Annotated in this window: 17 protein-coding genes; 4 read left to right on the top strand and 13 right to left on the bottom strand. The window is 43.2% G+C overall.

The window, feature by feature from the left end; genetic code table 11:
- The first annotated feature begins 8 nt into the window (after window positions 1-8).
- Window positions 9-2,492 (top strand): SF1B family DNA helicase RecD2, encoded by a 2,484-nt coding sequence (gene recD2 / locus GPW69_RS01075; RefSeq protein WP_074391356.1) that lies wholly within the window; start codon window positions 9-11, stop codon window positions 2,490-2,492.
- A 167-nt stretch (window positions 2,493-2,659) separates the two neighbouring features.
- Here recD2 and GPW69_RS01070 read toward each other — a convergent pair whose 3' ends face one another.
- The 5 genes from GPW69_RS01070 to dinB form a co-directional block, all read right to left on the bottom strand.
- Window positions 2,660-3,298, bottom strand: coding sequence for an endonuclease III domain-containing protein (locus tag GPW69_RS01070; protein WP_169051083.1), 639 nt, complete (start codon window positions 3,296-3,298; stop codon window positions 2,660-2,662).
- Between the two features lie 47 nt (window positions 3,299-3,345).
- Complete coding sequence (locus GPW69_RS01065; RefSeq protein ID WP_074391355.1) at window positions 3,346-4,266, bottom strand: 1-phosphofructokinase family hexose kinase; 921 nt, start codon at window positions 4,264-4,266, stop codon at window positions 3,346-3,348.
- A 99-nt stretch (window positions 4,267-4,365) separates the two neighbouring features.
- On the bottom strand, window positions 4,366-4,992 hold the full coding sequence (locus GPW69_RS01060) for an NAD(P)-dependent oxidoreductase (protein WP_024402034.1): 627 nt from the start codon (window positions 4,990-4,992) through the stop codon (window positions 4,366-4,368).
- Window positions 4,993-5,126: 134 nt separating this feature from the next.
- Entirely contained in the window at window positions 5,127-5,546 is a 420-nt protein-coding gene (locus GPW69_RS01055; protein WP_024402035.1) for an Rrf2 family transcriptional regulator, read from the bottom strand.
- Window positions 5,547-5,588: 42 nt separating this feature from the next.
- Entirely contained in the window at window positions 5,589-6,656 is a 1,068-nt protein-coding gene (dinB, locus tag GPW69_RS01050; RefSeq protein ID WP_024402036.1) for a DNA polymerase IV, read from the bottom strand.
- Window positions 6,657-6,971: 315 nt separating this feature from the next.
- Here dinB and pflB point away from each other — a divergent pair, with 315 nt between their 5' ends.
- Entirely contained in the window at window positions 6,972-9,317 is a 2,346-nt protein-coding gene (gene pflB / locus GPW69_RS01045) for a formate C-acetyltransferase (protein ID WP_023369171.1), read from the top strand.
- Window positions 9,318-9,770: 453 nt separating this feature from the next.
- On the opposite strand, the gene GPW69_RS01040 is transcribed toward pflB, so the two are convergent.
- Together GPW69_RS01040 and GPW69_RS01035 are read right to left on the bottom strand one after the other, a co-directional pair.
- On the bottom strand, window positions 9,771-10,718 hold the full coding sequence (locus GPW69_RS01040) for a serine hydrolase domain-containing protein (RefSeq protein WP_044772393.1): 948 nt from the start codon (window positions 10,716-10,718) through the stop codon (window positions 9,771-9,773).
- Window positions 10,715-11,449: a CppA family protein gene (locus GPW69_RS01035; protein WP_024402038.1), complete on the bottom strand. Its 735-nt coding sequence runs from the start codon at window positions 11,447-11,449 to the stop codon at window positions 10,715-10,717. The genes GPW69_RS01040 and GPW69_RS01035 overlap by 4 nt, the downstream gene beginning before the upstream one ends.
- 181 nt (window positions 11,450-11,630) lie before the next feature.
- On the opposite strand from GPW69_RS01035, the gene GPW69_RS01030 reads away from it, so the two are divergent.
- Window positions 11,631-13,898 carry a Xaa-Pro dipeptidyl-peptidase gene (locus GPW69_RS01030; protein ID WP_044772395.1) on the top strand — a complete coding sequence of 756 codons (2,268 nt, stop codon included), beginning with the start codon at window positions 11,631-11,633 and terminating at the stop codon, window positions 13,896-13,898.
- 71 nt (window positions 13,899-13,969) lie between these two features.
- Here GPW69_RS01030 and GPW69_RS01025 read toward each other — a convergent pair whose 3' ends face one another.
- The 3 genes from GPW69_RS01025 to GPW69_RS01015 form a co-directional block, all read right to left on the bottom strand.
- Window positions 13,970-16,480, bottom strand: a complete 2,511-nt coding sequence (locus tag GPW69_RS01025; protein WP_044772396.1) for a G5 domain-containing protein — start codon at window positions 16,478-16,480, stop codon at window positions 13,970-13,972.
- A 311-nt stretch (window positions 16,481-16,791) separates the two neighbouring features.
- Window positions 16,792-17,994, bottom strand: coding sequence for an IS110 family RNA-guided transposase (locus tag GPW69_RS01020; RefSeq protein ID WP_074391354.1), 1,203 nt, complete (start codon window positions 17,992-17,994; stop codon window positions 16,792-16,794).
- A gap of 243 nt (window positions 17,995-18,237) precedes the next feature.
- A complete protein-coding gene (locus GPW69_RS01015; RefSeq protein ID WP_074391353.1) occupies window positions 18,238-19,401 on the bottom strand; it encodes an SIS domain-containing protein in 1,164 nt (387 codons plus the stop codon).
- 283 nt (window positions 19,402-19,684) lie between these two features.
- Between GPW69_RS01015 and GPW69_RS01010 the strand changes: the two genes are divergently transcribed.
- Window positions 19,685-19,984, top strand: coding sequence for a YbaB/EbfC family nucleoid-associated protein (locus GPW69_RS01010; protein ID WP_002941492.1), 300 nt, complete (start codon window positions 19,685-19,687; stop codon window positions 19,982-19,984).
- A 37-nt stretch (window positions 19,985-20,021) separates the two neighbouring features.
- Here the strand turns inward: GPW69_RS01010 and GPW69_RS01005 are convergent, their stop codons facing one another.
- The 3 genes from GPW69_RS01005 to GPW69_RS00995 all read right to left on the bottom strand — a co-directional run bounded on the left by GPW69_RS01005 (window position 20,022) and on the right by GPW69_RS00995 (window position 23,750).
- A complete protein-coding gene (locus GPW69_RS01005; RefSeq protein ID WP_074391352.1) occupies window positions 20,022-21,788 on the bottom strand; it encodes a glycerophosphodiester phosphodiesterase in 1,767 nt (588 codons plus the stop codon).
- 190 nt (window positions 21,789-21,978) lie between these two features.
- Window positions 21,979-22,905 (bottom strand): transketolase family protein, encoded by a 927-nt coding sequence (locus GPW69_RS01000; RefSeq protein ID WP_023369151.1) that lies wholly within the window; start codon window positions 22,903-22,905, stop codon window positions 21,979-21,981.
- A complete protein-coding gene (locus GPW69_RS00995) occupies window positions 22,902-23,750 on the bottom strand; it encodes a transketolase (protein ID WP_024408595.1) in 849 nt (282 codons plus the stop codon). The genes GPW69_RS01000 and GPW69_RS00995 overlap by 4 nt, the downstream gene beginning before the upstream one ends.
- Window position 23,751: the final 1 nt, after the last annotated feature.

Raw genomic sequence — 23,751 nt, 5'->3', positions numbered from 1 at the left:
TAAACTCTATGAACGAAGTGTATTTTACCGGTACTATTGACCGGATTATTTTTGAAAATCCTAGTAATTTTTATAAAATCCTTCTCCTTGAAATCGAGGAGACAGACGCAGACTATGATGACTACGAAATTATTGTGACCGGAACGATTGCCGATGTCATTGAAGGAGAAGACTATCGTTTCTACGGCAATCTAGTCACCCATCCCAAGTATGGTCAGCAGCTGCAAATTTCGCGTTACGAACGTAGCAAGCCTACCTCAGCTGGTCTGGTTAAGTATTTCTCCAGCGACCATTTCAAGGGAATTGGACGTAAAACAGCGGAAAAAATCGTTGAGCTCTATGGCGAGGATACCATTGATAAGATTTTAGCTGAACCTGAAAAACTAACCCAAATCACAGGCCTATCCAGCAAGAACATGCAGGCATTTGTGGAGAAACTCCGCCTCAATTATGGAACCGAGCTGATCTTGGCAAAACTAGCTGAGTATGGCATTCCCAATAAATTGGCCTTTCAAATCCAAGACCAGTATAAGGAAAAAACACTTCAGATTATTGAAGAAAACCCCTATCAACTGGTCGAAGATGTCCAGGGGCTCGGCTTTACCATTGCCGATAGGATTGCGGAAAATCTAGGAATTGCCAGCGATTCCCCCCAACGCTTTCGGGCCGGTATGCTCTTTAGCCTCATTCATCGCTCCATGGAAACAGGCGATACCTATGTGGAGGCCAGAGACTTGCTGGAAGCAACCCTTGAACTGCTGGAAAAATCCCGCCATACAGAGCTGGACCCCGCTGCTGTTGCCAAAGAATTGACGGGACTGATTGCAGACGACAAGGTACAGCAAGAAGGCACAAAGATTTTTGACAACAGCCTCTACTTTGCCGAACATGGTATCCATAAAAACTTGACCCGCCTGATGGGAAAAAATGGCTTCAAGCCCTTCCCACGCGCAGACGTCGAGGCTGCCATAGCAGAGCTGGAAAGTATGTCTTCCCTAACCTACGATGACATTCAAAAAGAAGCCATTGTCCAAGCCATTACCAATCCGCTATTCATTCTGACAGGTGGACCAGGAACTGGAAAGACAACGGTTATCAACGGTATTATCGCGGTCTATGCCATCTTGCATAAGATTGACCTGACTCGCAACCGAGAAGAATGCCCTGTCCTCCTAGCCGCTCCAACTGGACGAGCAGCCAGACGAATGAATGAATTGACAGGCCTGCCTTCCGCCACCATCCACCGCCATCTCGGTCTGGTAGAAGGACAGGAAGAATCCTACCGTGATGATTATTTGGATGCCGACTTTATCATCGTGGATGAGTTTTCCATGGTAGATACTTGGTTGGCAAACCAGCTCTTCCAGAACATCTCCTCCCAGACCCAAGTTCTGATTGTCGGCGATGCGGAGCAATTACCTTCTGTCAGTCCCGGTCAGGTCCTAGCTGACCTCTTGAAAATCGACAAGCTACCCAGCATCACTCTGGAACGCATCTACCGTCAATCCGATGATTCGACCATTGTTACCCTAGCCAGCCAGATTCGCCAAGGAGCTCTACCTAGCGATTTCCGTGAGAAAAAGGCTGACCGCTCCTATTTTGAAGCGCAAAACGAACAAATTCCAGCTCTGATTGAACGCATTGTCGGCGCAGCTATCAAGTCAGGTATCCCTGCAAACGAAGTCCAAATCCTCGCTCCCATGTACCGTGGTGCCGCAGGCATTGACCAACTCAACACCATGACCCAGGCCCTGCTCAATCCCCTAGAAGACGGTGAGCTGGAATTCCTCCACAACGAGCAGGCCTTCCGCCAAGGCGACCGAGTCATCCACCTTGTCAACGATGCTGAGGCCAATGTCTTCAATGGTGATCTGGGCTATATTACTGACCTCCTGCCTGCCAAGTACACCGACTCCAAGCAGGACGAGATTACCATCAACTTCGACGGTAGCGAGGTCACCTATCCCCGTAATGAATGGTACAAGATTACCCTGGCCTATGCCATGTCCATCCACAAGTCCCAAGGTAGCGAGTTCCAGGTGGTCATCCTTCCCATTACCCGCACCAGCCACCGCATGCTCCAGCGCAACCTGGTCTACACCGCCATCACCCGCTCCAAGAGCAAGCTCATCCTCCTAGGCGAAATCTCCGCCTTTGACTACGCCGTCAAAAACGCCGGCACCGTCCGAAAAACCTATCTGGTCCCACGTTTCCAAGGGGAAATGGCAGAGCAGGACAGTAAGGAAAGCCTGACTGAAAACAACGAAAGCAAAACAGCCACACAAACCCAGCCCCCTGCCCAGTCAGATAAACCAAAACAAACAGAGCCCGTAACAGAAAACAGCCAACAACTGTCCCTTCTTGACCAAGACCAGCCAGAAAAAACAAGTGGACAAGCCAGAGAATATATTCTGACTGTGGACAACCTGCTAACCATCGACCCCATGATCGGCATAGATCAGGCAGATATTGAAGAGTTTTTTAAAGCATAAAAACCAGCAAGTCAGTAGATTTGCTGGTTTTACTCTTCTCTAGTCGTTTCGTTTGCTTATTAGTACAAGGCAACGATAGGCTGGCTACTTCAACAGTCCAGTAGAGCGTTTGAACTCGGAAATAAGGCTTCCTCGCTCTTCGTAGTAATAAAAGATACACTAATGGACTATATCATCAACCATGATTCATCAAGCCGCCCCTTTGTTAATCTGAACTGCTTGCCATGTTCATCAATCAGTGCATGAAGCTCCTGAGCGTCTTTTACCGACCAATCTTTTATCTGCTCTGTAAATTCCTGTCTCAAACTCAAATAATCCTTAGACTGACTAAGTCCTAACCGATTAAATAGTCTAAGAGCATATTGATCCGCCACAAAAACACTTCTTCGACACAAATAGAGCAAAATAACATCCGCAGTTTCATTGCCAACCCCCTTCAAGCTCAGCAGCTCTTTTCGGAGTACTGCTGTCTCAACACTATCTAGGCGAGAAAAATCTCCATCGAACTGATTGGCCCACTCAACCACTGACCGAATGTAGAGTGATTTTTGCTTGAAGAATCCTGCTGGGCGAATACATTCTTGTAAATCCTCCACAGGCATCTCTAAAAGCGAATGAATTGTCAACCGTCCCTCCAACTGTTCTAAAGCACGCTTGGCATTTGCTTCCGTTGTTTGCTGAATAAGAATCATAGATACCAAATCCTTTATGGGATTTTCATCGTTCCACCAGTGAAATTCACCATATCGCCGTTTTAAATTTTGGTAAAGAACCGTCAACTGTTCCACTACTATCCCCCATCTCACCTTGTTTCTCCTTGCCATTATAGCACGATGAGTAAAGGGATACAATACTACAGTTCCTCTAGTAATATTGTATCTACAATCGCAGCAAACTGCTCTGCTTCAACCTCTGGAAAATAATTCAAACAATTGGCCGTTGCAAAGGCTGCCGCTTCTTTCAAAAAGATTTCTGGAGCTTGACCTTGACTGATTCCCTTGACTAGCAAGCCCAGGTAGAAATCCCCTGCGGCAATCGGATTACGCGTTTCTTTCTTAGGTGACTGAATTCGGAAGAACCGCTGACCTATTTTTGCCAGACTACCCTTACCTCCCATGGTAATGATGATGTTCTCATGAGGGGTTACATCTTTCAGTATTCGTAAAATATCCTCAGGACTTTCTTCATCCAGCTCAGGATAAATATCTTTCAGCTCTTCATTATTGATTTTGATAAGGACCGGTCTAGCTTGATAAGCCGCACGTAGAGCTGGTCCACTGGTGTCCACTATGGTCAGCACCTCTGGGTATTTTTCAATAAACTGCTGAATATAGTCATCCGGCATCCCCTTCATCAGACTGCCTGAAAAGACTAGGATGTCGCCAGCTTGCAGGCTATTTTCAATCTGCTGAGTGAATTGGTTGAGCAAATCCTCTGTTAGTTCAAAACCTTTTTCATAAAATAGTACTACATCGCCTGTACTGGTTTCAACATAGATATTACACGTCCGAGTATTCTGGCTATTTTCAACCACGCGCAGGGTATTTCCACTATCAGCATTAAGCTCCTGAATATAACGACCAATCTGACCACCCAAAATAGTATGAATGATGTAGTCTGTCACACCGTTTTCACGGAGGGCATAGGCCACGTTGAAGCTTTTTCCACCAGGATAATCCCTCACTTCCGTCGGTCTCAGGGGAATATTCTTTTCAATTTTTTCAACAAGTAGCGTACGGTCCAGAGCTGGATTGGGACAAATCAAGTGAATCATATCGGCCTCCTTTTTTGTTTATATTATTATACTATATACAAACAAAAAATAAAAAGATAATTCCTCGACGGGAACTATCTTTTAGACTATTTAATTTTTTTATGCAAATACGGAAATTCGTTCCTGCTGGTAGCCACCTTTTTCAGCAATGTCAACCAAAGCCATAGCATAGTCGGCATAACTAATATAGCTTTCACCTTGGGCATTGACTTGGAAAACCTCGCTAGCAATAGTGTAGATACCTGTCTTTGAGCCTTCTGCATCAAAATCGGCTGCTGGGCTGATATAGGTCCAGTTGATAGCTGTCGCCTGACGATAGAGGTCTAGACCAGCACCCATAGCCTCAGCGATTGGCAGATATTCCGCAGGGAAATCTGGTGTATCTTTCAGCATAGCTGTCTGGCTCTCGTCTAAATAAAGACTGCCTGCACCACCAACTACTAAGAGACGAGTTGGACTACCAGCAAGGATGGTCGTTAGATGCTCCGCAAGACGAGCGTGACCCGGCAAGGTTTCTGGTGTCCAAGCACCAAAAGCATTGACTACTACATCAAAGCCTGCCAAGTCTTCCTTGGTAAGAGCAAAAGCATCCTTTTGGATCACTTCTTGGGCTACACTCTTGTTTTCAGAACGGACAATAGCCGTCACCTGATGACCACGTTCTACTGCTTCCTTTGCAATGGTTTGACCTGCTTGACCATTCGCTGCAATAATAGCTATTTTCATATTGATACCTCACTTATTTTGTTGTAATAATTACATTTACAACAAAAGTATAAACTATTTTCGTTGTAACGTCAATTGTTACAACTCAAAAATTAAAAAAATCTCCACGAAGATGATTTTTCTTGAAAATATGATTACAATTCTGCCAATAAATCAGCAATAGTCGTCTGTGCAAGTTCATTTTCCAAAGCCGATTGAGCATTTTCCAAACGACTATCTAGCAGGGGATGAATATTGCGGCCTACCTGACAGTTTGGATTGGGTTGCTCATGAAAAGCGAATAATTGACCCTTTTCTCCAAACAACTCCACAGCCTGATAGACGTACAAAAGTGTAATCTGGTCTGGAGCCTGTGCCAAGCGAGCACCTCCAACACCACGCGCTACTTCTACCAGACCAGCCTCCTTGAGTTGGGACAAAATATTTCGGATAATGACAGGATTAACCCCGACACTACCTGCAATGCTAGTACTGGTCTGTTTTTCTTTTTCTCCTTCCAGAGCCAAGAGAACCAAGATATGGCTGGCAATGGTAAATCTACTTGAAATTTGCATCTCTTCTCCTTTTTTTCAGTCTATCATAGACTGAAACAGAACTCAAGTTTGAAAATTGGTCACGGTCACACCCAGCAAACGAATCCCTTTTTCAATCTTCCCAATTTCTTCAATTAGTTGACGAACCTCTTTCTCAATCGTTTCCGTCTGGTCCGTATACACCTCTAGACTATGACGTTTCGTCAAGGTAGAAAAATCACCATAACGTACCTTTAAAACAATTGTTCGCCCCTTTTTTCCATTCCGCTTCAAACTAGCTGCGACCCGTTGGCAGAGACTGATTAGCTCTTTCAGGACATCCTCCTCCCGATAAAGAAGTTTGCGATAGGTTCTTTCCTTTCCAATTGACTTACGAACACGGTCCACTTTAACGGGCGAATTAGAAATGCCCCTCGCTTTCCGATAAAGGTCGAAGCCAAAACGCCCAAATCTATCTATCAAAACCATTTCTGGTACATCTAGCAAATCTTTCCCCGTGTAGACCCCCATCTCATGCAGGCGTTCCACCGTCTTCTTCCCCACACCGTGAAATTTTTCAACAGGCAGGGAGGCGAGAATACCAACAGCATCTTCAGGTAGAATCAAGGTCAAACCGTGCGGTTTTTCCATATCAGAGGCAATTTTTGCTAAAAATTTATTATAGGAAACGCCTGCGGAAGCTGTCAGATGCAATTCATTCCAAATATCGTATTGGATAAGCTTGGCAATCTTAACCGCAGAGCTGATACCCAACTTATTTTCTGTTACATCCAAGTAAGCCTCATCGATAGACATGGGCTCCACCAAATCAGTATAGCGATGAAAAATTTCTCGAACCTGTCGCCCAACTTCCTGGTATTTTTCATAATTGCCAGAAATGAAAATCGCCTGAGGACAACGCTCATAGGCCTCTTTTGAGGACATAGCCGAGTGAATACCAAAGGCACGCGCCTCATAATTACAGGTAGACACCACTCCTCTACCGCCAGATAGTCTTGGGTCAGCCCCAATGATAACAGGTTTGCCCTTCAAAGCAGGATTATCCCTGACCTCAATGGCAGCAAAAAAAGCATCCATATCTACATGAATAATTTTTCTAGATAAATCATTGATTAAGGGAAAAATTAACATGACTGCCTCTTCCTGTTTTCAAGTTTAACTCGCTATATTATACCGCATTTCTTAGGAAGTTTCAGCCTTTAGATTCGTTGAACCAGCCATCTTACCAATACAATAAACGACAGCTTATCACCTTATTACAAATACAAGCAGAAATTCACTTTGAAAATACCAACTATGTCTTTCAAATTTTTTCATATTCCTTGAAAGGTTTTTCATTTATTTTCAAGTATTTTTGTCTTGTAGAAAGTGTTTTCAAATGGTATAATGATGACATGTTGGTATTGATACAAAGTCGATACCCAAAAGCATAAAAGGAGAACCCTCATGTCAACAAAAGTTAAAACAAAAAATGTTGCTGAAGACATTTTCGCCCAAGCCTGGGAAGGCTTTAAAGGTACAGATTGGCAAGATAAGGCAAGTGTAACACGCTTCGTTCAAGCCAACTACACTCCATACGATGGAGATGAAAGCTTCCTCGCAGGCCCAACTGAGCGTTCACTTCATATCAAAAAAATCATCGAAGAAACAAAAGCTGGCTACGAAGACACTCGCTTCCCAATGGACGTAGATCGTGCTACTTCTATCGCTGATATTCCAGCAGGTTTCATCGATAAAGAGAACGAACTCATCTTTGGTATCCAAAACGATGAGCTCTTCAAACTCAATTTCATGCCACGTGGTGGTATTCGTATGGCTGAAACAACTCTTATCGAAAACGGCTATACTCCAGACCCACTCCTTCATGAAATCTATACAAAACACGCTACAACTGTAAACGACGGTATCTTCCGTGCCTACACAGCTGACATCCGCCGTGCTCGTCACTCACACCACGTTTCTGGTCTTCCAGATGCATACTCACGTGGTCGTATCATCGGTATGTACGCTCGTTTGGCACTTTACGGTGCAGACTACTTGATGGAAGAAAAAGTAGCTGACTGGAATGCAATTACTGAAATCGATGAAGAATCAATCCGTCTTCGTGAAGAAATCAACCTTCAATACCAAGCATTGCAACAAGTTGTACGCTTAGGTGACTTATACGGTGTTGATGTTCGCAAACCTGCGATGAACACCAAAGAAGCTATCCAATGGACAAACATCGCCTTCATGGCAGTATGTCGTGTTATCAACGGTGCAGCAACTTCTCTTGGTCGTGTGCCGATCGTTCTCGACATCTATGCAGAACGTGACTTGGCTCGTGGTACATTTACTGAATCTGAAATCCAAGAATTTGTTGACGACTTCGTATTGAAACTTCGTACAGTGAAATTCGCTCGTACAAAAGCCTTCGACGAAATCTACTCTGGTGACCCAACATTCTTGACAACCTCTATGGCAGGTATGGGTAACGACGGTCGTCACCGTGTTACTAAGATGGACTACCGTTTCTTGAACACACTTGACAACATCGGTAACTCTCCAGAACCAAACTTGACAGTTCTTTGGTCAGACCAACTTCCATATTCATTCCGTCGCTACTGTATGGCAATGAGCCACAAACACTCTTCTATCCAATACGAAGGTGTGACAACAATGGCGAAAGATGGTTATGGCGAAATGTCATGTATCTCTTGCTGTGTGTCACCACTTGACCCAGAAAGTGAAGACCAACGCCACAACATTCAGTACTTCGGTGCTCGTGTGAACGTTCTTAAAGCTCTTCTTTCAAGCTGGAACAACGGCTACGACGATGTTCACAAAGATTATAAAGTGTTCGATGGTGTTGAACCAAATACTTCTGAAATCTTTGACTACGATCAAGTTATTGCCAACTTTGAAAAAGCCCTTGACTGGTTGACTGACACTTATGTAGATGCTATGAACATCATCCACTACATGACTGACAAGTACAACTATGAAGCAGTTCAAATGGCATTCTTGCCAACTCACCTTCGTGCAAACATGGGCTTCGGTATCTGTGGCTTCGCAAATACTGTTGACTCATTGTCTGCTATCAAGTACGCACAAGTGAAACCAATCCGTGACGAAGATGGCTTCATCTACGATTACGAAGTAACTGGCGACTTCCCACGTTATGGTGAGGATGACGACCGTGTAGATGACATCGCGAAATGGCTCATGGAAGCATTCTTCTCTCGCTTGAACAAGCACAAATTGTACAAGAATGCTGAAGCAACTGTGTCTATCTTGACAATCACTTCAAACGTTGCTTACTCTAAACAAACAGCTAACTCACCAGTTCACCGCGGTGTATTCCTCAACGAAGATGGTTCTGTTAACACTTCTAAAGTGGAATTCTTCCCACCAGGTGCCAACCCAACTTCTAAATCTCGTGGTGGTTGGTTGCAAAACTTGAATACTCTTTCTAAACTCAACTTCAAACATGCCAACGACGGTATCTCATTGACAACTCAAGTTTCACCAAAAGCTCTTGGTAAAACATTCGATGAGCAAGTGAACAACTTGGTGACAATCCTTGACGGATACTTCGAACAAGGTGGTCAACACGTCAACTTGAACGTTATGGACTTGAACGACGTTTATGACAAGATTATGGCAGGTGAAGATGTCATCGTTCGTATCTCTGGATACTGCGTAAACACCAAATACCTCACTAAAGAGCAAAAAACTGAATTGACTCAACGTGTCTTCCACGAAGTTCTTTCAATGGACGACCACGCTGCAGAAGTTTCAGGTCAAGCTTAATCAAGCAAACACAAAAGGACTTGCACATGCAGGTCCTTTTACTATGTCGAAAAATCTACTGAGTGTTGCGGAAGGATAGTTATAGTCTTTTAGTTTACTTTTAGTACTAGGCAACGAGCTGCAGACAGCTTGTACAGTCGAGTGACTGTGCAAGGTTGGAGATAGCACTTGCGGAGCAAGTCACCCCTGCAGAGTACGGCAAAGCGAGTTCAAATACTCCAGTGGAGTGTTTGAAATTGGAAATAAGGAAACGATGTTTCCTCACTCGTCGAAGCAATAAAAGAAAAACTAAACGACTATATACTCAATGAAAATCAAAAGTCGCCTAAGAAACGAAGTCGAAGATAGAACTCTGTTACTTTCTTATTTCAAGGTAACAGGCTGAAAACCTCCACTGGAGCTTTTCACTCATCAAGGCTCTTGACAACAGATAATGTTGATTTTCGAAGAGTATTAGTCAATAGCCTCTTCTTCCTCCAAGACCTGACGAATCAAGACCATAACCTGGTTTCTATCCAACTTCCACTGGGCCCGCTCATCCTTGTCAAAAGTACGATTCGAAAGAAAAATCGCAGCTTTCTGCAAGGGACGATTGTACATGATAAAGGTCCCCGTATAGCCTGTGTGGGACAACCAGTCCCCCTTCTTATCCCAAGCCAGAGACCGCTTGCGCTTATCATCAAAACCGTAATCCTGCGTTAAATTCGCCGCAAAGTCAGCCGTCAGACAGTGTTCCAAAAAGATTTCCAAATCTTTTACGGTCGAAAAGAGACCTGCACTTCCCGCGTGGAGGCCCAAGACACGCGCCTTGGGATCATGCACCACACCTGCCTTGACGCCACGCACCGTCGGCACCGCCTGACTGACTGGTCCAAAGGAGGTTTGGGACATACCAAAGGGCTCTAGAACGTCTCGACTAATCAGCTGGTCTAGACTGTCTCTACCCAGTTCCTCCAACAAAAAGCCCAGCAAGAGAAAATTAATGTCTGTGTAGAGGAAATCTTTCTTATCCGTTACGGTAATCTTCAAAATTGCTTCCTTGAGCTGGTCGGCATCCAGACTATCCCGATTGGGAATGAAGGGATTGATACCACTAGTATGGGTCAATAATTGCCGAATGGTGACCTCACTATCCGCAAAAGCTGGATAATAAGACTGCAAGGTCCTATCTAGCTCCAAAGCTCCGCTATTAACCAGAAAAGTCGCAAGAGTCCCTACTCCAACCACCTTGGAAACAGACGCCAAATCATAGGTCAAACCCGCCTCAACTGGTAACTGACCATCCTGGGTCCCTAAATAATATTCCTGCCACTGACTCTTAGAAAAAAGAGCCAGACTGGCACCAGGATAAACTCCTTGCTCAATCTGCTCTGAAACCTTGTCTAAAATTACTTGTCTCATTTTTCGAACCACAATTCAATACCACTTGGGTCAACCGTTTGGATAAAGCTTGCTTTTTTATCTTTAAAGAATGGTCCTTCCAACTGGCTTTCCAAATGTACCCAATCAAAATCCTGCTCAACGGGAAAACGCAAGCCTTCTAAATCCCAAACTTGTTCTGCAGGAGTTAATAAATCCTTACCTTCTGCTCCAACAAAACGCAAAAAGGCTTGTTGAGGTAGGATAGCCTCATAATAGTCTTGGCTGATACTAGCTTGTGGGGTATTAAGCCAAATAGACTCTACTGAAAAAGCAGTCAGACCAGAAAAGTCATCCTGCACCTTAAATGGAACAGGTGGAAGGATTGCTTTTAGGTCATCAACAGATGCTTCTGCATGCAAAAGGAAGGTGTCTCCTTCTGGCGACACAGCTTCAAAACCATAGCCATTTTTTCCTTGGTAGAGCTTACTATACTGTGACCCTTGCGCCAGTAAAACTTCAATTTCAGAGGCATTGTCTACTTTTATCACAATTTTATTCAGTTTTTTAAGCCCTTCGACAGCACGGGTGCGATTACCAGGAGATTCTGTCAAAACGAGCTTCGTTTCTGGACTTGTTCTATCTCCAAAATCAGCAAATGGACCATCTTCTAGCTTGGTTTTCATTCCTAGATTTTTTTCTAAAAATCCTTGATTAATAGCCCTATTATTAATACGTAAAATAGGGACTATAGCTTCATTTTTTCTCAACACGATACATTTCACTCCTCAGTCATTCTACAATATTGTATAAAAAATTTCATCATTTTACAACTAATTGTATCGTCGTTTTATACATTAATATTTTTATATATACTGATAATTTTTAGACAAACACTGGCTTATCAGATATAATAGCTATTATAGACTATTATCCTAAAAAAGAGGAGAATTTATGCGCTTTAATCAATTTTCTTTCATAAAAAAAGAGACCTCCGTCTACTTGCAAGAGCTTGGTGCTCTAGGATTTCAACTGATTCCTAATGCAAGTAGCAAGACAAATTTAGAAACCTTTGTCAGAAAGTGCCATTTCCTGACAGCAAACACCGACTTTGCCCTGTCCAATATGATTGCGGATTGGGACACAGACCTCCTGACCTTCTTCCAGTCTGACCGTGAGTTGACAGATCAGATTTTCTATCAAGTGGCCTTTCAGTTGCTGGGATTTGTGCCTGGTGTAGATTATACAGATGTGGAAGAATTCCGCAAGACCAGCCAGTTTCCTATTGTCTACGGAGATGTCATCGATAACCTCTACCAACTCCTCAATACCCGTACCAAGTCTGGCAATACCCTGATTGACCAACTGGTCAGCGACGACCTAATCCCAGAGGACAATCGCTACCACTTCTTCAACGGCAAATCCTTGGCAACCTTTTCGACCAAGGACCTCATTCGTGAGGTGGTCTATATCGAAACGCCTGTTGATACGGCGGGGACTGGACAGACTGACATTGTCAAGATTTCCATTCTCCGTCCTCACTTTGACGGGAAAATCCCTGCGGTGATTACCAACAGTCCTTATCATCAAGGAGTGAACGATGTAGCCAGCGATAAGGCCCTGCATAAGATGGAAGGGGAACTGGCTGAAAAACAAGTCGGTACCATTCAGGTCAAGCAGTCCAGCATCACCAAGCTAGACTTGGACCAGCGAGACCTGCCTGTCAGCCCTGCCACTGAAAGACTGGGCCACATCACTTCTTACTCCCTCAATGACTACTTCCTCGCTCGCGGCTTTGCCAGCCTCCACGTGTCTGGGGTCGGCACTCTGGGCTCGACGGGCTACATGACATCTGGCGACTACCAGCAGGTTGAGGGCTACAAAGCGGTGATTGACTGGCTGAACGGTCGCACCAAGGCCTACACAGACCACACTCGCTCGATTGAGGTCAAGGCCGATTGGGCAAATGGTAAGGTGGCGACGACAGGACTATCTTACCTCGGTACCATGTCCAATGCCTTGGCAACAACTGGCGTGGACGGATTGGAAGTCGTCATCGCAGAAGCAGGGATTTCCTCTTGGTATGACTACTACCGTGAAAACGGGCTGGTGACCAGCCCTGGCGGCTATCCAGGCGAGGATCTGGACAGCTTGACCGCCCTGACCTACTCCAAGAGTCTGCAAGCAGGTGACTTCCTCCGCAATAAAGCAGCCTACGAAAAAGGACTGGCGGCAGAACGTGCTGCCCTGGACCGCACCAGCGGCGACTACAATCAATACTGGCATGACCGCAATTATCTGCTCCACGCTGATAAGGTCAAGTGTGAGGTAGTCTTTACCCACGGCTCACAGGACTGGAATGTCAAGCCAATCCATGTCTGGAATATGTTCCACACCCTGCCAAGCCATATCAAAAAACACCTCTTCTTCCACAACGGTGCCCACGTGTATATGAACAACTGGCAGTCTATCGACTTCCGTGAGTCCATGAACGCCCTGCTCAGTCAAAAACTGCTGAGCTACGAGAATAACTACCAACTGCCAACGGTTATCTGGCAGGACAATAGCGGTGAGCAAACTTGGACGACCTTGGACACCTTTGGTGGTGAAAACGAGGCTGTCTTGCCACTAGGTACTGGAAGCCAGACCATTGCCAATCAGTATGCCCAAGAAAATTTTGACCGCTACGGCAAATCCTACCCTGCCTTTCACCAAGACCTCTATGCAGGCAAGGCCAACCAAGTCAGCATCGAGCTGCCTGTAAGGGAGGACCTCCTGCTCAACGGACAGGTCACCTTGAAACTCCGTGTGGCTTCTAGTGTAGCCAAAGGCCTCTTATCTGCTCAGCTATTGGACAAGGGAAGCAAAAAACGCCTAGCCCCAATCCCAACGCCCAAAACGCGGCTGAGCTTGAACAACGGTCGTTACCATGCCCAAGAAAATCTGGTGGAGTTGCCTTATGTGGAGATGCCGCAACGCTTGGTGACCAAGGGCTTTATGAACCTGCAAAACCGCACCGACCTGATGACTGTCGAGGAAGTGGTGCCTGACCAGTGGATGGACCTGACTTGGAAACTGCAGCCGACCATTTATCAGCTGAAAAAAGGTGATGTCTTGGAGCTGATTCTCTACACCACTGACTTTGAGTGTACTGTTCGGGATAATTCTCAATGGCAAATCCACCTTGATTTAAGTCAATCACAGTTAATTTTACCGCACTAATATTTGATTTTCAGTTCTAAAAAGAGGCTGGGCGTTTCCGCCCGGCCTCTTTGTCGCTGTTTCATAATGGTTTAGATTTGATCTTTAGATTTTTTGTTTATAGCTGTAGCGACTACTGTCAAGCTAATTCCAGCTAAACCAAGGCCTACTAAGGCTAGGTTATTGCGTTGTTCACCTGTTGCAGGTAGTGTTGCTTTGTTTGCAGAAGGTGCACCTTTGTGACTCAGTGTCGGATTCGATTGTACTGAAGGAGTTGTTTTTACTTCTTCTTTCTTCATTTCCAAGCTACCTTTTACAAGGATACGATTTTGACCTTCAACAACAGTCTCTGATAATAGGTTGGTTGCGACAACTTTACCATCAACTATGACATCTTGATAAACAGATACTTTTTTACCTGCTTTTCCTTCTTGAAGAAGGTATGATTTGCCAAGCGCTAGGCTTGCATCATATCTGATTTCTTCTTTGATAGGGAGAGCTTCTTCTACCTTTCGTTCTTTTGTTGTGAAATCTAGCTTTGGTTTTTCCGCTGTTTTTGGCGCGACTTCTGGAACTGCTGTCTTAGGTGTAGAGTCTTCCGCTTTTGGGTGCTCAGCCTTTGGCATTTCCTCCTTCGGCATGTCTTCTGCTTTCGGTTGCTCCATTTCTGGTTGCTTAGCCTCTGGCATCTGTTTGTCAGACTCTACTTTATCAGTTTTCGGTGCTTCCATTTGTGGTTTGTCCACTTTTGGTTGCTCAGCGTCTGACATTTCCGTTTTTGGTGCTTCCGGTGTTGGAGGAGTCGGCTTATCAGCCTCTGGTTCCATTGGTTTTAGAGCCTCGTCCTCAGCTTTCGACGTAATATCTGGTGTTTTTTCCACTAACATGCCTTTTGCAATCAGACGGTTGACTGGGGCTTTACGGTCTTCTGAAAGGAGATTACTTGCTATGACATTCCCTTCAACAATCACATCTTGATATTTCTTAACCAATTCGCCTTTTTGACCTTCACGAAGAACCTTTGTCTGACCAAGTGGCAAACTAGCATCGTCTTGTTCTTCAACCATATAATCCAAAATTTCTCGCTCTACTCGCTCTTTGACAGTAAATTCTAATTTTGGTTTTTCAGGCGCTGTCGGTGCTGTATCAGGATGTTTCTCTACTAACATGTTTTTTGCAATCAGACGGTTGACTGGGGCTTTACGGTCTTCTGAAAGGAGATTACTTGCTATGACATTCCCTTCAACAATCACATCTTGATATTTCTTAACCAATTCACCTTTTTGACCTTCACGAAGCACTTTTGTTTGACCGAGCGGCAAACTAGCATCATCTTGTTCTTCCACCATATAATCCAAAATTTCTCGCTCTACTCGTTCTTTAACAGTAAAGTCCAATTTTGGTTTTTCAGGAGCTGTCGGTGCTGTATCGGGATGTTTCTCTACCAAAGTACCTTTTGCAATCAGATGATTGACTGGCTCTTTACGTTTTTTGGAAATGAGTGTACTTGCTACAATTGTATCACCAACAATCACATCTTGATAAGTCTCAGACTCTTCGCCTCTCTCACCTTTTTGTCGTTCCTCTTTCTCACCAAGTGGCAAGTTTGGATCTTCCTGCTCTTTCGTTTCGAAATCTAAAAATTGATATGTTGTTCGTGTTTGAACTTTAAAATCTAATTTTGGTTTTTCGGCTACTCTAGGTGCTTCCTTAGGAACTTCTGTTTTGAGGTTATCACCTTCTATTTTTTCAGCTCTCTCTTTAATCCTTTCAAGTGCTGCTTCTGAATTCCCAACAGATACTCTAAGTAAATCTCCTTCTTGGCTAAAAGTACCGCTATCCTCTCTTTGCTCTAAATATGTCTTATACTCTTTTTCAATTTCTGGATCGTTAATATATTTTTTACGATACTGAGCAACCTCACGTGTTAAGCGTTCCATCGTAATATGGTGTTTAAAATCAGCCAATCTTCCATATACACTTTGAATCTTAGCATCCCCCTCTTCAAGTGTATGAGCAAGTTTTATATCTGCCTCTCCAACACTTAAAAAAGATTCCCAAGTTTCTTTTTGCAGTGAATAATCTGATTTAGTATAATCCCTAAACACCTCCAGCTCTTCCAAATCTCTTTCTAACTCTTTTACAAGTTTTTTAAGATTTTGAAGAGGTGAATTTTTAACTTCGGTATTCTCTGATACTTCTTCCTTAGCTTCGCTCGTGAGGGCTGCTGGGGCAGGAGTTGGTTCTTCTGATTTTTCAGGTTCAGAGGCTATATTTTGTTCAGCAGACTTCACTTCTGGATCTGCCTTTTCAGCAACTGGAGTTTCTGATGTTGCTGGAACTTCTTCTTTAGCTTCTGGCGCAACTTTTGATTCAAGATTCGTATTTTCTGTACTTACTGTTCCAGTAATCTGTACTGTTGGCTCGGTTTCTCCCGTTGGCTGAGTTGCTTCAACTTGAGTAGATTCCGAAGCCACTGTCGTTGCAAAAGCGGTTGTTGTCGAGACCCCAGCCCCAAGTAAGCAAGTGGCAATTAGCACTGAGCCTACACCGACTTTAAATTTACGAATACTATATCTGAATTTTTTCTTTGCAGTTTCCATTTCTATTATTCCTAATTTATATTTTATTATATACTGTTATTGTACCATGATATTCAGGTGTCAGGTGTATTTTTTATATATTAAAACTCTACCGAATAGCTACGTTTCTTCATCATTGAATACATGTAACTCTTTTCTACCATTTGTCAAGCCTTTCAAGGTATTTGATGAACAATATTTTGAATTCAGTAGTCAAAATAAGGAAATTATTTTATTTTGGACTAAAGTTTAGTGTAAAAAGTGTATACAAAAGCAACACCTTATGTTGAAATTTTTTGATAAGGTGTTACAATGATAGAGCATAAACAGTTTTACCGATTTTGGGTAGAAGTATAATCGTAAAGCTTATTATGCGTAATGAGGTAATACATTGTCCGAATGAGACGATGTATGGAGGCAATCGTGTGTGGCTTCGTTGAAGTCGTTTGCGATTGTCTTTTTCGTTTCTCATAAAAGTCTGCGATATGGCAAGGATTGGTATGACTGGCTGAAGCGATATTGTGAATGCATTTGAACAGAATCTTTCTAGCGTAGGGATTTCCACGCTTGGTAATGTGTTCCTTAGCGAGGAAGTTACCAGATTCATAGTGTCTCAGGTCAATACCGATAAAGGCATTGATTTGATTGGCAGACTGAAAACGGCGAATATCTCCCAGTTCGCCAATAATACTTGTTGCAGTAGTCTCAGCGATACCAGGAATAGAAAGCAGAATGTCATACTCTGGTAAAGGTTGAGCTAGTTCCACCATTTCGTCTAAGACTGCCTGTCTCTGTTCAGAAAGTCTAAGCAATTCTTTTGTATAGTAACGGACCTCTTCCAGCATTGGAGAGGTTTTCTTGACGGCACAATAAGATTGATTAGCTAGTGCTATCAGTTTATCGGCTAAGTACGCCACACGCTTGTCCGAAATCCGTTTTGAAGTGGATTGACGAATGCTTTCTGAGAGTTTATCCTTGCTTAACTCAAGCACGAAGTCCTTACAAGGAAAAGCTATAACTAAGTTCCAGTATTGTTCACCAGTTGGTGTTGACAAGATATTTTCCAATTCAGGGAAAGTGACCTGTAAGACCTTGTGCAGGCGGTTTTTAGCCCGAACGATGTCCTCGGTCAGATTCTGATAGAAACAGCTGAGATTCCGCAAGTTTTGGTAGACTTCTTCTTGGACATAGGTCGGTTTACGATTCAGTACAAACTGAGACTGAGCCAGTTTTTCAGCGTCAATTTGATCTGTTTTCCGCACACGCAAGCTATCCAGTTGCTTCTTGGCTTCTAAGGGATTGAGCCGTGTATAAGCGTAGCCATGTTCATCCAGAAAAGCTTGAAGACGACGAGAATAGACGCCTGTTGCTTCAAAGATGATTTCAGGCTTGTGAACGGTTTTCAAATCGCCAAGTAGCCGAGAAAAGCCAATGGCATCATTGGACATGGTGTAGTTATGTACCTTCTCGCCATTGACTAGAATGGCTACTTCTGAACTTACCTTACTCACGTCAATTCCAAATACTACTCGCATGATATTACCTCTTTGTCTTGAATGATTCCTTGTTTTAGTGATGTCATTTTCAATACTCGACGTCTGGCGTCCCACATACTTTGATAACATTCTTTCTAAAACAGGTGCCTTGCCAGTTTTTGATGCGACGTCTAGCGTCAAAAGAGTTCTCGACTTAACAAGACACCTCTACTTTATCATAAAGAAAAAGTAGTGAGTACTTTCTCCCGTCGGAGATTTCCTCACTACTAATCTTAGTATGTTTTATAGTGGATGTATAATCACACCCTGCACCACACGGTTGACGGTGCCTGTTGGAGATGGTGTATCTGGTAGGTTCTTGCATTTGATAGCTGCCATAATAGATACCGTTTGGGCAAAGATGATGTAAGGGAAGGTTAGGAAAACATCTGGCAGATCTGCTCCGCCTTCTGCCAAGACAAAGTTAGCTGCCTCTGTATCTGCTAGCTTGTCAGCCGACAATGCCACTATCCGCTCTGCTATGCCATCACCATGAACTTCATTAAGCAAGTCCACATCATACTGACGTGTGTAAGGATCGTTTGAGGCAAAGAGGAAAATCAAGGTCTTTTCATTGATGAAGGATTTTGGTCCATGACGGAAACCGAGTGGTGACTCGTACATGGTCGCAATTTTGCCTGCTGTCAATTCCAGAATTTTCAACTGAGCTTCGTGGGCAAGACCATAGAAACCACCTGAACCGAGGTAAATCACTCGCTCAAAATCAAGGTTAATCAAGTCTTGCACGTAGTCTTCACGGTCCAAAACATCTTGACCCAGACGGGCAATGATCTCAACCCAAGCAGCTTTTTCTTCTTGACTGGCTGGCGAGAAGACGAGGAGGGCTGTCAGAGCCATACAGCTGTAAGAACCTGTCATGGCAAAGCCCTTATCGTTTGAACCAGCTGGTTGCAAGAGCAGGAGATTTTCAGCATCTCCTTCAGCCGCTAGTGCCAGCTTACCTTCTGGTGCACAGGTAATGGTCACTTGATACAATTTATCTACCAATTGCTTAGCGACTTCAACTGCTGCCACACTTTCTGGTGAATTCCCTGAACGGGCAAAGGATACCAAAACCGTTGGCACATCTGCCTGTAAATAGTCATGTGGGCGACTAACCAGCTCCACTGTACCAATGGCAGAAAAACGAATGTGTTTCAAGTCATTGACTTGGTTGAGGTAGTTGGCAATGCTTTGCCCAACAAAGTCTGAAGTCCCTGCACCTGTAAAAACAACGTGAACAAAGTCATGTTTTTCCTTGATTGATTTTAGAAAACTCTCGATTTTTTCCAATTGGTCAAGATAGAGTTGATAAGCTTCCTTCCATAAGCCTGGCTGTTGGTAAATTTCGGTCGCCGTAATAATAGCCCCCAATTTTTCTAATTCTTCTTTTGCTAAACGGAACATAACTCCTCCTTGATTTCTGGTTATAACCAGTTTTTTCTTATATTATAGCGAATTTATCCCTCAAAGTCAATTTAAAATAGATTAATATGTCAAATTTACCAATTTATATCCGATATTGCTGACTATAACTTATTTTAAGAAGGTAGCATTATCTACATAAAACATGTTATAATATTTACTACGCCTCTGCCTTTGAAAATTTTTAACAATAAGGCAAAATAAGGTAAGGAAAAATTACAAACAAGGTCTAACCCCTTGATAGGAAAGGAATCTTAAAAATCTTATGATGAATATGCAAAACATGATGCGCCAAGCTCAAAAACTTCAAAAACAAATGGAGAAGAGTCAAGCTGAGTTGGCTGCTACTCAATTTACTGGTAGCTCTGTACAGGACTTGGTTACTGCTACTTTTACTGGAGATAAGAAATTGGTTTCTATCGACTTCAAGGCTGATGTTGTGGATGCAGACGACCTTGAAACCTTGCAAGAAATGACAATCCAAGCCGTCAACGCTGCACTTACAAAAGTTGACGAGGCAACTCAGAAAAAACTAGGTGCCTTTGCAGGTAAATTACCTTTTTAAAAGAAAACGCGATTGGATATTCTCCTCTCGCGTTTTTTTATTCAAAATTATAAATCAAAGACTGAAATTGCAGGAAAAAGAGGTCTGGATAACGTCGATTCTCTTTCATTTCCTCCATCAGACTTTGGAGGTCGGTCATGTTGTCAGTGATGATACCGTCCACTTGTAGCAGCAACATCTTGGTCATACTCTCTTCTTCATTCGGTGTCCAAGCATAAACTGACTTCCCACGAATCCAAGATTTTACCATAAAGTTTTGATCAAGCGAAGTATACTCCATAGTATAGCCGTCAGCAACCGTCGTCGGATAGATAGAGTTGAACGGAAGAATAAAGAAGGATACTAATTTCTCGCTATACTGCTTTATTTCGATAATAGTACGGTAGTCTAATGATTGCATCTGGTGTCCTTTGGCAATCAAACGTTGACCGTATTTTTTTAAGAAATTCTGGGTGAGTTTTGGCGAATCTGCCTTGGTCACTTTAATTTCTACCAATAATTTCTGTCCCAGCCCATCCGCTTTTTCAAGATATTCATCAAAAGAAGGAACTGGAGCTGCCATGCCGTTTTCTGATGCAGTCATCCCTGTCAACTCTGCAAGAGTATAGTCATGTGTACCTCCGGGATTGCCCGTCAAAGCCAATAAATCCGTATCATGCATGACAATAAACTGACCATCCTTCGTCTCCTGAACATCCATCTCAATATAATCTGGCTTGAGCTGAGAGGTTTTCTCTAAGGCCTCGATAGAGTTCTGGACAGCATTGCCATTGTCAACACCGCGATGGGAAATGGTAACTGGCAGGGTATCGAAGGGATAGTAGAGTGCAAGCGCTCCTTGGGTACCGAATACCAGACCAGATACTAGCAAAATTGCTAATCGCAGGCGATGACGGAGGCGTTTACGGCGGTAGTTTGGCAATTGTTTCCCTGTTAAGAGACTTACAAATCCTATCATAAAGAGTGCAACTACTCCGTAGTAGGCTAATTTTAGGATTGCATAACAAACAACTGCCAGCCAATATGAAGGGCCTGTGTCTGGTAGATAAGGTTCAGCCACTAGCTGTACTAGATAGAGCAATATCCCTATTCCTGTGAATAGGAGGACTGGAAAAGTGACCAGCCAAATCAGACGGAAAAAGGAACTGACTTGTTTTCTTCCCTTGGTCTTCTTCCAAGAATAAGCGATGGATTCCTTCACACTCCTGTGTTCAAAGTAAATGTTCGGCAGAGCGTACATAAAGCGTGATGCGAGCCAGAAGAACAAGAGGAGAAAGAACAAAATCAATATTCCTAGCCAGACTGTGTTGGATAGGTAATCTACGATAAATTGGGGTACTACGATTTTATTAAAATAATAGATATTTAATACCCGTCGTAGAAATGGGAGAAGAATAACTGAGTAAAAGAGTAGAAATAAAACCTTTGGTAGGCTGCTGTGACGGATAATCGCCACCATACTATCTCGTACATCCCGTAAATAGTCGGGGAGGTGCTTGACTTTTTCATCCAACAGTTGCCAAACCCCTGTGAACAATAGAGCTAATTCTAGATAGGCAATGGCAATGTTGACAAAAAAGAGGAGAATAAACAAGCCTGTCACGAGCAGATTTTCAGCAAACACCGACAACAAATTCGTCGGTGAAAGGTAGGCATGCCCTGTCATAGCTAAGAGTCCCTCAGAAATCCATGAATTGAGCGGTATCCAAACAAATTCCATAAAGGTAAACAGGGTAAAAAAGAGCAAAAGAATCTTGTCTAAGTTGTAATATATTTTTTGAAATTCACGTTGTATCTTTTTCATGATTCTAGTGTCCCATATTCTGACAGGAATTGCAAGCCTTCATCAAGGATGGAAGATTGTGAAAGTAATGAATGAAGTATAGAAAAAATCAAGTTCCTAAGTGGAGCTTGATTTCTTACATTTGATTTGCTTTCCTATTTCCAAGCCAAAGTAAATCGAAAGGCTACATAAAATACGAATCACTATCTCACTATTGTTGTAACATTAATTGTGCTTGTTTAACAATATGCTCTGCTGTCAGTCCATAAACATCCATCAAATAGACCTGTTGCCCAACTTGACCAAAAGATTCCTCAATACCAATTCGATGTACTGGGGTCGTCAGATCCGTAGCCATTAATTCACAAATGCTACTACCTAAGCCGCCAATTCGATTATGATTTTCTACAGTTAATACTGGCCTTCCTGATAATAGAGCTGGTATGTCTTCATGAATTGGTTTGATACGAAAAAGATCAATGACTTGAACAGATACTCCTTGAGCCTCTAACTGATCCGCCGCCTTTAATGCCTGCTCTACCATAATACCACTCGCAAGCAAGGTCATATCCTCCCCTTGCCTAAGGACACAGTAGCCTTTGCTAAAATCTTCTCCACCTTGATAAATAGGCGTTGGCGCTTTCCGAATGGTACGAATGTACTTCAACCCGTCTACCTTGATTGTTTCTTTAAGAACAGCTTGAAACTGGACATCGTCACTGACCTCATAAACACGCGCTTTTGGAATGAGCCGCATTAAGCCCAGCTCCTCAAACGGCATGTGAGTCCCACCATTCATCTCCGCTGATACCCCCGCATCGGAACCAATGACCGTGGCATTAAGCTGGGCATAAGCTAGAGAGATAAACACCTGATCATAGACTCTACGACTAGCAAATGGTCCAAAGGTATGAATGTATGGCTTGTATCCTAGAAGAGATAATCCAGCTGCTACCCCTACCATTTCCTGCTCCATGATACCTACATTGACATAGCGTCCACCCAGAACAGAGGACAATTTGTTGGTAGCCATTGAACTGGATAAATCTGCTTCAATAGCTGCTATGGTTGTGTCTTCCTGCCCTACCTGAGCTAGAAAATCACTATAAACCAGTCGCATCTCCTTTGTCTGTCTCATTCCGTCACCTCCAACTCTCTCGCTAAAACAAGAGTTACTTGCTCTAAATCTTCCCGTAATTGACCCGACAAACGCAAATGGTGATTGCTTTCTAATTCTTCTAAGAAGGTAACTCCCTGCCCCTTAGTAGTATCAAGAACGATACATTTTGGTTGAGGAGACTTACTTGACTTCATTGTTAGAATAGCATTTATAATAGCATCTATATCGGCTCCATTCACACGCATTGATTCCCAACCAAAAGCCTGAAATTTTTTAACAAAATCAAAGGTTTGGCAAATATCATGGGTACGACCATCTAGTTGTTTTTTATTGTCATCCACAAACAGAATCAGTTTCGATAGTTCGTGGTGGGCTGCAAACTGAGCTGCTTCCCAGCATTGACCTTCGTTAAGCTCCCCATCCCCTACCAGAGTATAGGTATAGTACGGTGACTGCTCTATCTTCTTACCATAAGCAACACCTGTCGCGACACTCATCCCTTGCCCCAACGAACCCGTTGTCATATCCACCCCTGGCGTTAAGTTTCGGTCAGGGTGTGAAGGCAAATGTGTTCCATTTTGATTTAGCGATAAGAGAAAATCTCTATCAAAGAAGCCTTTCAAATACAACGTACTATAAAGTGCTGGACCTGCATGTCCCTTAGACAGAATAAAGTGATCCCGCTCCTTAGAAGAGAAATTCTGGACACGAATGTCCAGAATTTCTCCATATAGAGCAGCCAACACTTCTACGATTGATAAGCTACCACCATAATGACCAAATCCTAATTGATTCAAAGTCGCCAAGGTATGGTAGCGAATTTCTTTGGCAAATCGTTTCAAATCCGTTGTGCTGCTAGTCATA

The sequence above is a fragment of the Streptococcus suis genome, assembly GCF_902702775.1.
In the GTDB taxonomy this organism is placed as follows: domain Bacteria; phylum Bacillota; class Bacilli; order Lactobacillales; family Streptococcaceae; genus Streptococcus; species Streptococcus hashimotonensis.
Note: the sequence above shows the minus strand (reverse complement) of the source record. Positions and strands in the feature narration are given on the sequence as shown.

Bases quoted from the DNA above. Each gene is read 5' to 3' on its own strand.
- recD2 (WP_074391356.1), top strand. From the start codon at position 9: ATGAACGAAGTGTATTTTACCGGTACTATTGACCGGATTATTTTTGAA.
- GPW69_RS01065 (WP_074391355.1), bottom strand. From the start codon at position 4,266: ATGATTCACTTGATTTGTCCCAATCCAGCTCTGGACCGTACGCTACTT.
- GPW69_RS01025 (WP_044772396.1), bottom strand. From the start codon at position 16,480: ATGGAAACTGCAAAGAAAAAATTCAGATATAGTATTCGTAAATTTAAA.
- dinB (WP_024402036.1), bottom strand. From the start codon at position 6,656: ATGTTAATTTTTCCCTTAATCAATGATTTATCTAGAAAAATTATTCAT.
- GPW69_RS01010 (WP_002941492.1), top strand. From the start codon at position 19,685: ATGATGAATATGCAAAACATGATGCGCCAAGCTCAAAAACTTCAAAAA.
- GPW69_RS01055 (WP_024402035.1), bottom strand. From the start codon at position 5,546: ATGCAAATTTCAAGTAGATTTACCATTGCCAGCCATATCTTGGTTCTC.
- GPW69_RS01000 (WP_023369151.1), bottom strand. From the start codon at position 22,905: ATGAGACAGACAAAGGAGATGCGACTGGTTTATAGTGATTTTCTAGCT.
- pflB (WP_023369171.1), top strand. From the start codon at position 6,972: ATGTCAACAAAAGTTAAAACAAAAAATGTTGCTGAAGACATTTTCGCC.
- GPW69_RS00995 (WP_024408595.1), bottom strand. From the start codon at position 23,750: ATGACTAGCAGCACAACGGATTTGAAACGATTTGCCAAAGAAATTCGC.
- GPW69_RS01015 (WP_074391353.1), bottom strand. From the start codon at position 19,401: ATGTTCCGTTTAGCAAAAGAAGAATTAGAAAAATTGGGGGCTATTATT.
- GPW69_RS01020 (WP_074391354.1), bottom strand. From the start codon at position 17,994: ATGCGAGTAGTATTTGGAATTGACGTGAGTAAGGTAAGTTCAGAAGTA.
- GPW69_RS01040 (WP_044772393.1), bottom strand. From the start codon at position 10,718: ATGAGACAAGTAATTTTAGACAAGGTTTCAGAGCAGATTGAGCAAGGA.
- GPW69_RS01060 (WP_024402034.1), bottom strand. From the start codon at position 4,992: ATGAAAATAGCTATTATTGCAGCGAATGGTCAAGCAGGTCAAACCATT.
- GPW69_RS01030 (WP_044772395.1), top strand. From the start codon at position 11,631: ATGCGCTTTAATCAATTTTCTTTCATAAAAAAAGAGACCTCCGTCTAC.
- GPW69_RS01005 (WP_074391352.1), bottom strand. From the start codon at position 21,788: ATGAAAAAGATACAACGTGAATTTCAAAAAATATATTACAACTTAGAC.